General features: G+C 40.2%; 7 protein-coding genes and 1 pseudogene. 2 read left to right on the forward strand and 6 right to left on the reverse strand.

Translation table 11 applies throughout. The features are described 5' to 3' along the window. The 5 genes and pseudogenes from FEDK69T_RS11890 to FEDK69T_RS11910 all read right to left on the reverse strand — a co-directional run. Nucleotides 1-6,565: pseudogene (locus FEDK69T_RS11890) on the reverse strand (hypothetical protein); the annotation flags it as partial. Nucleotides 6,566-7,076: 511 nt separating this feature from the next. Further along, the gene (locus FEDK69T_RS11895) at nucleotides 7,077-8,120 is read right to left on the reverse strand and encodes a phosphotransferase enzyme family protein (protein ID WP_023574415.1); all 1,044 of its coding nucleotides are present in this window, start codon (nucleotides 8,118-8,120) and stop codon (nucleotides 7,077-7,079) included. A 1-nt stretch (nucleotide 8,121) separates the two neighbouring features. Next, complete coding sequence (locus tag FEDK69T_RS11900; RefSeq protein WP_035629544.1) at nucleotides 8,122-9,042, reverse strand: nucleotidyltransferase family protein; 921 nt, start codon at nucleotides 9,040-9,042, stop codon at nucleotides 8,122-8,124. Further along, the gene (locus FEDK69T_RS11905; RefSeq protein ID WP_023574417.1) at nucleotides 9,029-10,417 is read right to left on the reverse strand and encodes a Gfo/Idh/MocA family protein; all 1,389 of its coding nucleotides are present in this window, start codon (nucleotides 10,415-10,417) and stop codon (nucleotides 9,029-9,031) included. The genes FEDK69T_RS11900 and FEDK69T_RS11905 overlap by 14 nt, the downstream gene beginning before the upstream one ends. Nucleotides 10,418-10,498: 81 nt before the next feature. Next, complete coding sequence (locus tag FEDK69T_RS11910; protein WP_023574418.1) at nucleotides 10,499-11,314, reverse strand: UbiA prenyltransferase family protein; 816 nt, start codon at nucleotides 11,312-11,314, stop codon at nucleotides 10,499-10,501. A gap of 182 nt (nucleotides 11,315-11,496) precedes the next feature. Between FEDK69T_RS11910 and gcvP the strand changes: the two genes are divergently transcribed. Both gcvP and FEDK69T_RS11920 read left to right on the forward strand, forming a co-directional pair. Then, the gene (gene gcvP / locus FEDK69T_RS11915; protein ID WP_023574419.1) at nucleotides 11,497-14,346 is read left to right on the forward strand and encodes an aminomethyl-transferring glycine dehydrogenase; all 2,850 of its coding nucleotides are present in this window, start codon (nucleotides 11,497-11,499) and stop codon (nucleotides 14,344-14,346) included. 219 nt (nucleotides 14,347-14,565) lie between these two features. After that, nucleotides 14,566-15,624 (forward strand): 3-oxoacyl-ACP synthase III family protein, encoded by a 1,059-nt coding sequence (locus FEDK69T_RS11920; RefSeq protein ID WP_023574420.1) that lies wholly within the window; start codon nucleotides 14,566-14,568, stop codon nucleotides 15,622-15,624. Nucleotides 15,625-15,937: 313 nt separating this feature from the next. On the opposite strand, the gene FEDK69T_RS11925 is transcribed toward FEDK69T_RS11920, so the two are convergent. Further along, nucleotides 15,938-16,267, reverse strand: coding sequence for a hypothetical protein (locus FEDK69T_RS11925; protein ID WP_023574421.1), 330 nt, complete (start codon nucleotides 16,265-16,267; stop codon nucleotides 15,938-15,940). Nucleotides 16,268-16,353 lie beyond the last annotated feature (86 nt).

Consider the following 16,353-nt stretch of genomic DNA (forward strand, 5'->3'; position numbering starts at 1 on the left):
TATTTACTGTTACAGCAACTGCTAATCTCGGACTCTCACATCCTGAAATTGTTTGTGTAACATAATAAGTGTTTGTAGATAAAGCATCAGTCGACGATAAAGCCGAACCACCTGTTGGTGCAGCATAGCATTGAATTGCTGTTCCTGTCGCCGTTGCCGTTAAATCCGCTACAGTTGCAGCAGTACAGAAAGTCTGTGCAGAAGCTGTTGGTTGAGCAGTTCCGATAGTTACAGGAACCGCCATTCTTGGACTCTCACATCCTGAAATCGTTTGAGTAACATAATAAGTCCCAGTTGCTAAAGCATCTGCCGGTGACATAGGTACTCCACCCGTTGGTCCAGCATACCACTGAACTCCATTTCCTGCCGCATTTAAACTTGCAACTGTTGCATTACCACAGAAAACATGTGCTGATGCAGACGGCTGAGCCGTTGTATTTACAGTTACAGTTACAGGAGGCGTAGTTACTGTACATCCTCCGGAAGTTAATGTAGCAGTATAGGTTGTAGTAGCTGTTGGCGATACAGAAAGATTGTTAGTTGTTCCAACTACCGTAGTTCCGTCTGACCATGAATAATTAGTTATAGCCGATGGTGCTCCTGAAACAATTTTCACATTGTCAATCAACCAACCATAATAATTATTAATATTGTTTACTATATATCGGAAACGGATTCTGAATTGCGACGTTAAAGCCGCCGTTGGAATCGCAATCGTTTCACTCTGCCATAAAGAATTGTTTGGCGTTGACCCAGCCGCAACAAATGCACTGGTCCAGTTAGTATAACTTTTTGCCGAAAAACATACTGCTGAATTGAACAATGTCCCAGCTCCTTGGTAGCTCGATGTAGGGAATACAATCCAGTTGGTTCCTCCATCTGTAGAATATTCCACATAACCTAAATCGGTTGCTGTTGATGGACCTTCCATTCCCGCAATGTGAGAAAACGTCAGATAAGCTTGAGGTAAAGTACTCAAATCAACATTAGAAGCAAGGTTCGCATATACATTCGAATTAACTCCCACCGGTTTTAAATACATTGAAGCAGTTCCATTAGACGCATAGGTCGTAGACTGCGTTAAATTAGCTGTACCTGCAACAGCACCTCCTGCAAACTCAGTCACCCCAGTTTCAAAAGAATTACTGTAGTATGTTGTTTGAGGCACCATACTGGCAGATAAAACAGAAGAACCTCCTGAACAAAGATTATTTAAAGAAGCCGAAGCAGCCCCAACAAGACCGAATAAAGGTGCATCTTTATATGCAGTCCCCGCTTTTAATTTAGTCGTTACAGCATCGGTTGCATACACCTCCCAAGTAACGTTCACATTAGATATTGCAGGAATTGTTGCTGTAAAATCAGATGTTGTTCCTGCCGTTAGCGTTCCACCTGTCATTGTGATAGGCGTTTGTGCCACTCCATTAAACCAATATTTCAATACAACCGAAGTGATTGCATTCCCTCCTGCAGTAACGTTAGCTGTAACGGTTTTGTCTACCGCAGTACATTGATTACCAGAAGGAGTAATCCCAATAGTATTGATAACCACCGCTGTCAGAGGTGTCCCCGCAAATTCGTCAGCACCTAAATCCGGCGCCGTTGCATGTCTTGGATTTCCGTCAAAATCGGTTAAAACAGAAGTAATGTTTGCACCGGCACCTTCAATTTGAGTTGGCACTGCAGGATTAATGTGCAAGAAAGTCGGATCTGAACCTACCATACTTAAGAAAGTCGGATTCTCACTTACAGAAAGACTTTCTGCACCCGCTAATCTATTTTTGAAAGTATCCAAAAGCAAATCTTTAGTTCCATTGGCTTCTGTATAATAAACAGCTGCATAAAAAAGATTATTGTTAGATGTTGCATCATAACCTGCAAGACCACCTCTTCTTATCACAGCAGCCTCCCCTGTACCGGTAGCAACACAATTATTAACAAAAATATTGTTACGCATAACTAACACAGCACTTGTTCCGCTATTGATGACACTCGATCCGAAAGTAGCTCCGGAACTTGTCCCACTAAGTACGATTGTATTGTGATACAGATTGATAGCTGGGGTTGGAGCCGCTACAGTCATACCATTCACCTGAGTAGGTGTTCCTGTAAGATTTGTAGCTGGAGCAGTTATATTTCCAATAATATTGTTATAGACATTATTAGTTGTTCCACCATTAAAATACATACCATTTAAAGAAACTGAACCTATCGAAGCTGAACTCAATCCGTAGATTTTATTTTTGAATATATTGTTAGTTGTACCTCCGCCTATACTAATAGCTTGCATTGTACTTCCTCCCGTAAACGTATGAATGGTATTACCGGAAATCTCATTTAAAGCACCACTATTCGGCATTCTGATTCCGTACATTGCACCTGTACTTGTCGCCGGAAGCGAAAAATCACTTATAGTGTTATTTCGGAAAATTCTATCCCCTGTAGCTACAGAAATATTATTCCAAATACCGTTAATTGGAATAAGCGCCGTAGATAACGATGACAAATTACTGATTGTATTGTTTGTAAATGTCTCCGTTGCAGAGGCTGAATTAGCATAAAAACCAGCAAAAGTAGTTGTTCCTGCTGTAGCTGTCGAACTTAAATTAGTAATAATATTCGTATCGAACGTAGCATTTGTACACTGAGCGTAGTTAATACCATAGAAACTTCCAATACCAGTTCTGGAAACAGTATCAATTGTATTATTATTACAATTTAATGTAGCTGCCTGTCCCGCATAAATCGGATTAACAATACCGGTAGTAGTCGTAGTTACAATATTCTTAACAACGTTACCATTAATATTGATTGTATTTGAAGCAGCTCCTGAACCATTGTAAATACCAAAAAATCTTCCTGTACTGGACGCTAATGAAATATTCGCAATCCTATTGTTATTTATATTAGAAACAGTTGCAGCCGTAGGAGAGGTAGTAAAATAAATACCTTGAAATTCCCCTGCAACGGTTCCAGTCAAAACCATATTTCCAGTTCCTAAATTGTCAGCATACCCTATAGTATTTCCGGTAATCTGTAAATTTTCACCAGCTCCATTACTAAAAGCAATACCATACAAAATCCCTGCAGCCCCAAAATTACGGGTCGCCGTTTGATACATTTTGTTGTTTGTGATAGTCCAATCTGTATTCCCTGCACCTGCATAAATCGCAGAACATCCGGAAGACATAAAGTAATCGTAGAAATTACAATTAGTAATCGTTATACCACTGTTCGCAATCGTTGCATCCGTCGTAGAACCGATACTTCCAATTAATTTAGAAGGAAGGGTCCCCGCAGGACCGATATTACAATTCGAAATCGTATTCCCGTCATTCCCAGTTGCAGTACCAGTTCCAAAGAAAATCACACCTCCCGCTACTGTATTGGCTACAGTAGTTGAACCCAACACAAAACTGTTCGTGATGGTATTATTAGTTGCATCGTTCTGAAATTTAATCGTACCGGCAGTTGCAGTTGCATTAGTATTTGTAATTGTCAGTGTGCTTGAACCTGAATTCAAACCATCAATAATAACATAGTCCGCACCATTGAATTGAATCAACTCAGAAGCCACACTCCCTGAAATTGTTGCCGTAACACCTGAAGCAGGTTTAATCGTAAGGGTCTTAACCACACTAGCATCTGCATTTTGACGAATGATAATCGGATACGTTTCGGACGCATACGATAGATCAGTCAAAGTAAAAGTTATCGGTCCGTTCAGACATCTTTTATTATAATCCGAAACCGCTGCAGTCAATGTTGTATAATTTCCACCAACCCCTACTGTATAATTACCAGTCATAGGAGTTGCCAGCGTAAGTGGCGTTGTTGGTGGTGTTGCTGCAGGAGGGTTAACAGTAAATCCTGCTGCACCAAGAGGAGGATATACCGACACATTTGGAGTTGCAACATTGTCCTGTGCAACAAAATAGTAATAAACACCGTCACCCAAAACACTTCCTGTACCTATGGTAAACTCATAAGCACCAGTTCCTGCATTAAACGTTCCTACCGCAGGAGTATAAGCCCCTGAGTTTATTCTCCAATAAGCTACCGGCAAACCGGCACCCGATGTAGGCACACCCGAAGCATCTGTAAAAGTTGCCGAAATAGTTCTGCTTCCCGAAGCACATGTTGGATCCGGAGTATGGACAACTATAGGCCCCGTTAAGTCAAGAGCAATCCCTGTAAACTCATCAGCTCCAATATCCGGAGTAGTTGCGCTTCTGGTATTCCCATCAAAATCATCAGTTACTCCTGTAATTGGAGCACCGCCACTTTCGATTTGTGTAGGCACAGTAGTATCAATATGTAAATAATTTGGATTGGAACCTACCGTACTTACGAAAGTAGGATTCTCAGTTACCGACGAAACATCGCGGCCTGCAGCTCTGATTTTAAATGCAGCCAATGTTACATCTAAATCATTCGTTACTGGGCCTGCGGCTTGGTTTTTTACATGGATGTTAGTACCTGCTAATAAATTATTATTAGATGATGCGTCATAAGGCGATATACCACCTGCCAGTCTCAATACTACAGATACACCTATACCTCTGGACGGCAGATTATTAATCAAAATATTGTTTCGCAGCGTTAACGGACCTCCACTAGACACAGCGCTCGATCCGAAATTAGTTCCGGTATTTAAACCGTTCAGTACAATGGTATTATTGTATAGATTCATAGGCATCCCCCAAGAGTTAATACCGATTACCTGATGAGGTTCAACTCCACCGTTTGTCGCCACTGGCGCAGTTAAATCACCCATAATATTATTATAAATACTATAGGTTCCACCACCTGTAATAGCAAAACCAATAACCTGAGATGCAGCTCCCGGACCATTTAATCCGTAGACTTTATTGTTATAAACATTGTTAGTGGTTCCTGCCGACATAGCAATACCATTGATCCCACCGTTTCCTCCTGAAAATGAACCGATAGTGTTCCCTGAAATGACATTAAGAACACCTGCGTTAGCCATTCGGATTCCATTAACAGTACCTGTTGACGTAGCCGGAACAGTAATATTACTCACAATATTATTTTGAATCTTTTTATTTTCTACACCCGTTCCGGTCTTAATACCATCTATCGGTTGCGCACCTGTTGATGAAGAAGTTAAGCCTGTAATCGTATTATTGCTAACTGTCTCAACCATGGAAGTTGTCGATGAATAAATCGCAGCCATGGCAGCTGTACCTGTAGTGCCCGTAGAACTTAAATTTGTAATTGTATTACGATCAACTGTTACACTCGCAGCTGCACCATAATTAATACCATAAAAAATCCCCGTCACAGTCCTTGACAAATTTTCAAGGGTGTTGCGACTACAATTCAATGTAGCAGCAGCTCCTGCGGAAATACCGTAAAAAATACCTGTATGACCAACAGAAGAAATATTCTTGATTGTATTCCCTTCTATAGCAATCGTATTGCTGGTACCTGTCGTTACGCCATTGCTAATTCCATATACAGTACCACCTGCAGTAGATGTCAAAGTTACATTAGCGATAGTGTTATCAGCAATATAACATGTTTCAGATGCAGTAGGCGAAGTATTGCTAAAAATACCAGTAAAACTTCCAGGTGTTGATCCCGCAGCAATTCTTAATGTACCGGAACCTGCATTAGAATCGTATCCTACGGTATTCCCGATGATACGTACACCATTACCATAATTACCACTGGAAAAATAAATACCATACATTACATAACCAGAGGTAAACGTACGTGTCGCCGTCTGGTAAACTCTATTACCTGTTATGTTCCAGGCAGAACTTCCTGTCGAAGCATAAATTGCCGCACAATAATTAGCTGCATTAAAAAAGTCGTACAAATTACAATCGCTGATTGTTATCTCACTGTTACAAATAATTTCACTTGTATTTGTCCCCAATGAGAAAATTAGTTTAGTCGGAAGAGCCGCTCCCGCCGGACCAATATCACAGCTTGAAATAGTATTTCCGTCATTACCGGTTTCAGGTCCTGTACCGAAAAACACTACTCCCCCTGCAGTAGTTACATTATTTGTACTTGAACCTAATATATTACAGTTCGTTACTGTATTGCCAGTAGCATCTCCCACGAAACTTATAGTGGAGGTATTGGCATTAGCTGACGTACTTAAATTGGAAATTGTCAGCCCTTTTCCTCCTGAATACAAACCGTCTATGGTAACATTATCCGCTCCATTAAGCAGAATCAACTCAGAAGCCAAAGTACCTGAAATTGTCCTATTTCCTCCGACCGGTTTAATTGTCAAGGATGACCAATCCCCCGCATTAAGTTTTGCGGTGGTAAGCTCATCAGTATCCCCGGAAATATCAATAGTGATATTAGCCCCGGTTTGAGAAGTTCCAATGGCCGTGAATGCCGCGCCCAAAGTAGCATAGTTTCCGTTACCTGTTAAAGCACCGTAAACCGTAACCGGTTGTTGTCCCCGGACATTTGAAACTCCAAAAAAAACGAACAAAAGCAGCACGAGCAGCTTTTGTGACCTCATCAGAAGCCCGGACGATGGCTCATCCGGCCCTTTAATGTATTTTTTCTTCATAAAATAAAAAATTTTTGTTAATAGTTGGTCACGAATCTACACAGAATTAACATTGTAAAAAATTTTATTTCCCAAGAAATTAACATTTTATCCCTAATATAACAATGTTTTTAAAAAAATACATATTTAGCCAAAAAAGTAGTTTTTTAACAAAAAAATAATAGTTCGAAACAATATATAAATAATAAAAAAAACTTAAAGTTAGAAATTAAACATTGTTTTAAAAAAAAATAAAACCAGCCTATTTCCAATTATTAATATTTATTTTCAAAAAAAACAATGCAGATTTACAAACAACAAGCAAGTAGGCTTCCGTCAATAAGCATGAGCAAAAAACCATAGAAAAACACTCTTCCGCTTAGGTTAAAAAATAGGCTTCCCTGTTTTACAGTAGCCATTACTATATTTTGAAGATTCTAAACAGATTGCCGATGGCAGAGATTTATAATCAGCCTTTTTTGAAACCTGAGTATCCAATCAGAATATCAACATAAAGAAAAAATGTAATCCATTAACAAAAAGCCAAAATCCCTTTCAGCAAATTAATCTGATTGACGGTGCGGTATAAATTATGATTTTCAAAGGAGATCTGATAGTAAACATCTCCGCTTAAGTAGTCGGTCAAAAACCGGATTGCCTGAATGAATACAACCACTTTAGCCGCATAATCCAGATTTTCCTTTTCAATAGGTTCTAGAACTTTTTCAAGAGAGGACAGAAAACCTTTCTTAGCAGCAGCAAAAAGTTCCGGATCAAAATTAGCTTGGCCTGAAATTGTACTTTCATCCGCTGTAGTATTGGTATAGGACCTAATCATATCGCCAAAATCGTAGAGCAGTGTCCCTTCCATTACGGTATCCAAATCGATTACGGCAATTGCCTCGCGCTTTGTTTCATGAAACAGCACATTACTGATTTTCGGATCGGCATGAATAATTCTTTTCGGAAGCAGCCCATTTTTCTGCAGTTCAATCCAGGCATTTGGCAATTCAAGATGATCGTTAACGAACTGCACCACAGAAGCCGAAGCTGTTTTACGTTCTTCCGACGCACCCGCCAAGGCAGTTTTATAATCCAAAATCCTTTTTTCGAAATTTATGAAATCCGGAAGCACCGGTTGTAGTTTTATTTCGCCGGAAGGACTGTTCATCACTTGATAAAACTCGCTGAATGCTTTAGCCGCTTCAAAGGCAAGAGCCGGTGAATCAGCCTTAGTCAACGAAACACTGTCTTTTATATAAGTAAACATCCTCCACGGATCATTATTTTCATCTAAAAATAACGGCTTGTTATCCTGTGTAGGTATTGGCGAACTAACTTCCAACGGATAATCCGATTGCTTTAGAAAAGCAATCACGCTATTGGTGTTATGAGAAAGCGCATTCACATCCTTAAAGACAGTATTGTTTATTTTTTGAAGGACATAATCCTTATTCGTTTTGGAATCGGTTATCAGATAAGTTGCATTAATCAATCCGTGTCCAATTTCCGAAACACAGATATCCGTTAAGGAAGTTGGGAGAAATTTAGCTGCAATCTGCCGAACCTTTTCCATACTACCAAAGTTGAGCCGGATAATTTCCTTTTTTGATTTCACCGGAAAGAAACACTTTCAAAACATCTTTATCTTCAGGATACGTAAGCCCCATCCATTGAGAATTCGATTGATGGACTTCAACTTTAATATAATGATCGTTTATCATATTCTGAATCGCTTCAGGAATATAGAATTCGGATTTTAAATCGGCTCCTTCTTGAAGGTATCGCAAAAATTGATCTTGCAAAAAATCAAAAACCGAAGGATGAAAACACCAGAAATTCATCGAAACCAAATCCTTTTCATTTAAAATTTCCGTACCTGCTGCCGTTTCAGATATAATTTCTGAACCTTGTCTTTGTATGTGAGTATGCTCTACAACTTCAATCAGATTATACGCATCATCCACTCTGCAGACACCTCTGGAAACAGGGCCATTTTCACTCAGCGTCGCATTGACAGGGAAAGCAATCATTTCATAGCTGTCGTTTTTTATAGTATCTGCCGACATTGATTCCATAATTCTAATGTAAGAAGTCCGACCATAAAAATCATCTGCATTAATAACAACAAAAGACTCGTTTACCACTGATTTAGCCGTCAAAACCGCATGTGCCGTTCCCCAGGGCTTGCTCCGTTCCTTAGCCAAACCAATATATTTTTCAGACACAAAACCATCCATTTCCTGAGGAACAAAATGCATCTCGACATTTTTTTTAATGCCGATTTGTTCCAGTCTCGTGAAATAATCTTTAGCGATATGCGGATTTACAATTAAGACAAACTTATTAAATCCGGCAAGAATTGCATCAAAAATTGAAAACTCAAGCAACGTCTCGCCCGAAGTCCACAAAGCATCGGTTTGCTTCAGGCCTTTATACCGGGAACCTAACCCACCGGCTAAAATCACAAGCGTTTTATAGGTTTTAGAATGCTCCATCGAAGCCAAAAACAGGTTTACGGTTTTTCCAGGCACCGCTAGTAAAATCTGGAATTTCCTGAACAGCACCGTTATTCTCGACGGACATTTCACTTAAAGGGGTAATAGCGTACCAAGTTGCCAGATCATAAACATCCAGCGGAAATTCCACATTTCGTTTGATACATTCAATAAAGGTATTATCCACGAAGAAATCCATTCCTCCATGCCCTGAACTTTCAGCATCTTTAGAATAACGTTGCCATAATGGGTGGTCGTTTTCGGTAAGCCATTTTTCGGTCGTCTCCCATTCATGTGTTTTTTTCATGGCTTTCTCAAAATAAATAAAGCCCTTGTTCAGTTCACCGGCACCAAAATCCTGCCACAACCCTTCCGTTCCCTGCACGCGGAATCCTAAATTATAGGGACGCTGCAAACTGGTATCATGCGTCAGTAAAATAGTTTCTCCATTTGCACATTGTATCTGTGTGGTAACAACATCACCTTGTTTGAATTTCACTTTTGCGTTAGGATGCTCCTTCCCACCTTTGGGATGTTCGACGATGTATTTATTCAAACCTCTTGCTTTGCTCGAAAATGAAGAAAGACGCAACAGTCGATTTCCCCTGTTGATATCAAACATAACAGCCACAGGGCCTAACCCGTGAGTTGGATACAATTCGCCGTTTCGGTTAATGTAATGATTGGTTCTCCATTTGGCTTCGCTATATCCTTTTTCTCCAAATTCAACACCCGAATTATATGGGCTTTGACCGTCGTTAAACAGTACGCCTCTCAAATCATGTTCGTACCCGCCCTGACCGTGGATCAATTCCCCGAACATTCCTTTGCGCACCATGTTCAGCACTGCCATTATATCGCGGCGATAACAAACATTCTCTAGCATCATTATCGGCACTTTGGTTTCCTCATAAGTTTTTACGTAATCCCAGCAATCAGAAAGTTTCATGGCACCGCAAACTTCCATACCGACAATCTTTCCTGCACGCATGGCATCAATACCTTGTTCTTTATGCCACTCCCATGGAGACGATATGATTACAGCATCTATATCTTCTTTTAGGAGATTTTTGTAATCGTTATTGCCATTGGAAAATTCTTTAGGAGCCGGCTTCTTATACTTTGCCACCAGTTTCTGAGCCATCGCAAGCATCTTTTTGTCTGGATCGGCAATAGCCACAATCTCAACATCATCCCTTTTTAGCATTTCCTGCATATGCCCTTGCCCTCTGAGACCCGTTGCAATAAATCCCAAGCGGACTTTTTTAACCACTCTTTCATGAGAGGCAAACAACGAATTAGGCAAAATTAAGGCTCCGAACCCAGCGAGTGCGGTCGTTTTCAGAAAATCACGTCGGTTTGAATTATGCTTCATGGCAACTTTTTTAGTAACACTAAAATACTGCTTTTTAAGAAATTATCTCGTTTTAGCCACAAAAAACTATCGCACCAAAACCTACTTCCAGAAAACCACCATCAGCCACCAAAAAACGGGGACACTTTCAACCCAAAAATCAGTGTAGTAATTCGAGCGTTTCGGACTGGCAAAAAAGGTAAAAAGAGCAATAACGATAACCAATACCAGATTAATCCATAATTGACATACCTCAACATCGGATCGTAAGAATTCCAAAAAGTAAAACGGAATCAACAGGAACAGGTTGAGAAGTTTAGTCTTTTGAACACCCAACTTTTGCGGAACGGTCTGCAGCGATGCATCGTCGTGTTTCAGATCGATGATTTCAAAAATCAATATCAGGATAATTACCAGTAAAAAGCGCTGGCAGAATTTTAACCATACATCATGGGAAAGCGACAAATCCGCATTAATTATCGGCAAAAACATCGTAATACCTGCCCAGCAAAAAGCGACAATATAAATCTTTACCCCTGCCCAGTTTCGGGCATTTCCTATCTTGGGAAAAACGGGCAGCGTATACAAAACAGTCAATCCCAAAAAAGCCACCGACACCATTTGTGTTCGAAATTCCAGATGAAAGAAATAGTAAACCGTCGCCAAAAACGAAAAAACACTCAAAGCCACAATCGCCTTTCGTTCCGTAGTTATTTTTAGCTTTTTGGCACGGACTAATTCGTCGTACTTCACAAAATTATAACCTACAATTGTCCCGAAAAAAGCAAACAATGCCATCGGCTCATCATATGTGATATGAAAAAAATGAAACGTCATGCGCACCAAAGCATACACCGACAAAGCCACATGGATACTTCCGTGAAGATAAAAATCGAATATCTTTTTGAGTAATTGCATCCTTACAAAAGTAATCAATCTGTTAACAACTGTCGATTTAAGTTGAAAAATCCTCTAAAAATTGGCGTTAAAAAACGAGTTTATTAGCAGATTAATAATTATTTTTGTACCCTTTAAATACACAACGTAATCACAGTTTGAGGCTCTGCCCCAAACACTTAAACAAACAGTAGAGAAAACTGATGAAAACAGATGCATTTGCTTTAAGACACATCGGTCCGAGAGAATCGGATTTACAACACATGTTCAAAGCCATTGGCGTTAAGGACATGGACCAATTGCTTTACGAAACTTTTCCTGACGGAATCCGTTTAAAACAAGATTTACAGTTAGACCCTGCCATGACGGAATATGAGTATTTAACTCACATAGCTCAGTTAGGCACAAAAAATAAAGTATTCAAATCGTATATCGGTTTAGGATACCACCCAGCGATCGTTCCACCGGCTATCCAAAGAAACATTTTCGAAAACCCGGGATGGTACACGGCTTATACTCCGTATCAGGCTGAAATCGCACAAGGCCGTTTAGAGGCTTTGTTGAACTTCCAGACTATGGTTATCGAATTGACCGGAATGGAAATCGCCAATGCATCACTTCTTGATGAAGGAACAGCTGCAGCGGAAGCAATGACGTTACTTTTTGACGTAAGAACGCGCGACCAAAAGAAAAACAACGTTAACAAATTCTTCGTTTCGGAAGAAATTTTGCCACAAACGTTATCGATTTTACAAACTCGATCGACTCCTTTAAACATTGAGTTAGTTGTCGGCAATCATGAAACTTTTGATTTTTCAGAAGATTTCTTCGGGGCAATGTTACAATATCCTGGTAAATACGGACAAGTTTTCGATTACGCAGGTTTCATCAATACAGCAAAATCAAAAGAAATTAAAGTAGCCGTTGCTGCTGATATCTTATCGTTAGCAAAATTAACTTCTCCTGGAGAATTAGGTGCTGACGTAGTAGTTGGTACTACACAGCGTTTCGGTATCCCGATGGGTTACGGAGGTCCTCACGCAGGTTACTTCGCAACTAAAGAAGAGTACAAACGTTCGATGCCAGGTAGAATTATTGGAGTTTCTATCGATGTAAACGGAAACCGCGCCTTACGTATGGCATTAGGTACTCGTGAGCAGCATATCAAACGTGAAAAAGCAACTTCTAACATCTGTACCGCTCAGGTATTGTTAGCGGTTATGGCGGGAATGTATGCTGTTTACCACGGTCCGAAAGGATTACAGTACATCGCTGATAAAGTACACGCTTCGGCAGTTACTACTGCAAAAGCATTATCAGTTATCGGTGTAAATCAAGTGAACGCTGCTTTCTTCGATACTATTTTAGTGAAAGCTGACGCTGCTAAAGTAAGAGCTATCGCTGAGAAAAACGAAGTAAACTTCTTCTACCCGAACAGCGAAAGCGTTTCAATCTCTTTCAACGAAACGACTTCAATTTCCGACATCAACACTATCGTTGCTATTTTCGCGGAAGCGGCTGGAAAATCAGCAGTTCACGTTTCTGAATTAGCTTCTGAAACTCACTTACCGGAAAAATTAATCCGTACCTCATCGTTCTTACAACACGAGGTATTCAACAACCATCATTCTGAAAGCCAGTTGATGCGTTATATCAAAAAATTAGAGCGTAAAGACTTATCATTGAACCACTCGATGATTTCTTTAGGTTCTTGTACGATGAAATTGAACGCTGCCGCAGAAATGTTGCCGCTTTCAATGCCAAACTGGAACAGCATGCACCCGTTCGCTCCTGCTGATCAAGCACAAGGTTACCTGACAATGCTTAAAAAATTAGAAGAGCAATTGAATGTGGTTACAGGTTTCAAAGGAACTTCGTTACAGCCAAACTCGGGAGCACAAGGTGAATACGCAGGATTGATGGCAATTCGCGCTTACCACATCGCTCGCGGTGAAGGACACCGTAATGTATGTTTGATCCCATCTTCTGCTCACGGAACCAACCCGGCTTCTGCAGCTATGGCGGGAATGAAAATCATCGTAACTAAAACTACTCCGGAAGGAAACATCGACGTAGAAGATTTAAGAGCAAGAGCTATCGAACACAAAGACGACTTGTCTTGTTTGATGGTAACTTACCCTTCTACTCACGGGGTTTACGAATCTTCGATCATTGAAATCACTAAACTAATCCACGAAAACGGCGGATTGGTATATATGGACGGTGCCAACATGAACGCACAGGTAGGTCTAACAAACCCTGCTACTATTGGTGCTGACGTTTGTCACTTGAACTTACACAAAACTTTCGCTATCCCTCACGGTGGTGGTGGACCTGGAGTTGGACCAATCTGCGTAAACGAGAAATTGGTTGACTTCTTACCAACTAACCCTGTAGTTGCTACAGGTGGTAAAGACGCTATCTCTGCTATCTCTGCTGCGCCTTATGGTTCTGCTTTGGTATGTTTGATTTCTTACGGTTACATCTGTATGTTAGGTGCTGAAGGTTTACGCTCTTCTACCGAGCATGCTATTTTAAATGCTAACTACATGAAAGCGCGTTTCGAAGGTCACTACCCTATCCTTTATTCAGGAGAAATGGGACGTGCAGCTCACGAAATGATCTTGGATTGCCGTGAGTTTAAACAAAACGGAATCGAAGTAGGTGATATCGCAAAACGTTTAATGGACTACGGTTTCCACGCACCAACAGTATCGTTCCCGGTAGCGGGTACTTTAATGGTTGAGCCAACTGAATCTGAAGATTTAGCCGAATTAGACCGTTTCTGTGACGCGTTGATTTCCATCAGAAAAGAAATAGAAGTTGCTTCTGCAGATGACACTAACAACCCATTGAAAAATGCTCCTCACACGTTGGCTATGCTAACTGCTGAGCGTTGGGACTTCCCTTACTCAAGAGAGAAAGCGGCGTATCCGTTGGAGTACATTGCCGATAACAAATTCTGGCCTTCTGTTCGTCGTGTTGACGATGCTTACGGAGACAGAAACCTTGTTTGTTCTTGCGCACCAATTGAGGCTTATATCGAGAATTAATATTTATACGATTTTTTAAATCAAGAAACCCTTTCGGAAACGGAAGGGTTTTCTTTTTGAACACAATCAAAACATTTTAGCTACAAACTAAAAAATAAAAACACATTTAATACTCTCACTAATTTTACTCTAATTTTTTTGTAAAAAAAGGTTAGAAAACTAATTTTTAAACAGTAACTCCGACAGATTTCTTACCTTAGTGCGGTTAAAACTCAGGCCATGGCTATAAAAATAACGGGATCAGGAAGTTACATCCCAACACAAGTTGTTACGAATACCGATTTTGCACGTCATCAGTTTCTAAATGAGGACGGTTCTACTTTTGCCGTTCCCAATGATGTAATTGCCGAAAAATTTCTGGACATTACCGGAATTGAGGAACGCCGTTATGTAGAAAATAATTTAAATACTTCTGACATTGCTTTCTTTGCCGGCGAAAAAGCCATCGAAAATGCTAATCTGGACAAGGAAACACTGGATTACATCATTGTAGCCCATAATTTTGGCGATGTCAGGCACGGCGCCATTCAAAGTGATACCGTACCCAGTGTGGCATCACGCGTTAAAAACAAACTGAAAATAAAAAACCCAAAATGTGTTGCTTACGATGTTATGTTCGGTTGTCCGGGCTGGATCGAAGGCATGATTCAGGCACAAGCGTTCATCAGAGCCGGCATGGCAAAAAAATGTCTGGTAATCGGTGCCGAAACCCTTTCCAGGGTGGTGGACATACACGACAGGGACAGCATGATTTATTCGGATGGTGCAGGCGCTACCGTCCTGGAGCTAACGGAAGGTGACGACGGAATCCTTTCACACGAAACCGCTTCTTTTACTTATGAAGAAAGCAACTTCTTATTCTTCGAAAAATCCTATAATAAAGACCATAACCCCGATGTCCGCTACATAAAAATGCACGGGCGTAAGATTTATGAATTTGCTTTGAATCAAGTACCGGCAGCCATGAAATCCTGCCTGGAAAAAAGCGGTATCCCAATTGCTGACCTAAAAAAAATCCTGATTCATCAGGCGAATGAAAAAATGGACGAAGCCATCGTACAGCGTTTCTATAAATTATACCAGCTTACACCTCCTGAGAATGTAATGCCCATGAACATTAAAAAACTGGGCAACAGCAGTGTGGCTACCGTCCCTACCCTATACGATTTGATCTTGAAAGGCGAAATTGAAAATCAGGAGATAAACAAGGGCGACGTAATTCTATTCGCTTCGGTAGGTGCGGGAATGAACATTAATGCGTTTGTGTATCGTTTTTAGGGAAAGGGAGAAGCAGTTAGCAGTTAGCAGTTAGCAGTTAGCAATTAGCAGTTAGCAGTTAGCAGTTAGCAGTTAGCAGTTAGCAGTTAGCAGTTAGCAGTTAGCAGTTAGCAGTTAGCAGTTAGCAAAATTAAAAAAGGGAAACTTCTAAACCTTAATCAACACTTAGATATTTCATATAAAAAAGGGCTACTCGTTTGAGACAGCCCTTTTTCTATATTCTATTTTCTTTTTTATAAAGTCGCTTTGTGTGTGGTTACTCCCAGCAATGAAAGCTTCTACTTCTTCCAGTTCGCGGTTAATACGGTTTAAATCAAGTTGCTTTTCCAGTAAGGCTACAGAACCATAGCTTTCCTGACGGTTTTCCAACACGAATTGTCTGTATTCCAATCTTTTTTTTCTTTTTAATCGCATCTTGTTTGGTAGGGCCTGCCGGCAAATTGTCAATCATGATTTGAATGGCAGCAAGTTCGGCGATTACCCCTTGCAAAACAGCTCCGATTTCTACCGAAGTATCTCCGTAATCGGAAACCGAGTGTTCCTCATTCAATTTCTTTAAAGTCAGGTCTGCTTTTTCTTTGGAAGCCCATGTTAATAAAAAATCGCAATCTGGTGCATTCTCAATTCTACTAAATGAATACATAATTTAATTTTTAAAAAGTCAATAATACTCTTACAGTTTTCAAAGACGATACCAAAAATTTCTAACAAAAACTACTTACATAAATT

The organism is Flavobacterium enshiense DK69, from assembly GCF_000498495.1.
Classification (GTDB): Bacteria; Bacteroidota; Bacteroidia; order Flavobacteriales; family Flavobacteriaceae; genus Flavobacterium; species Flavobacterium enshiense.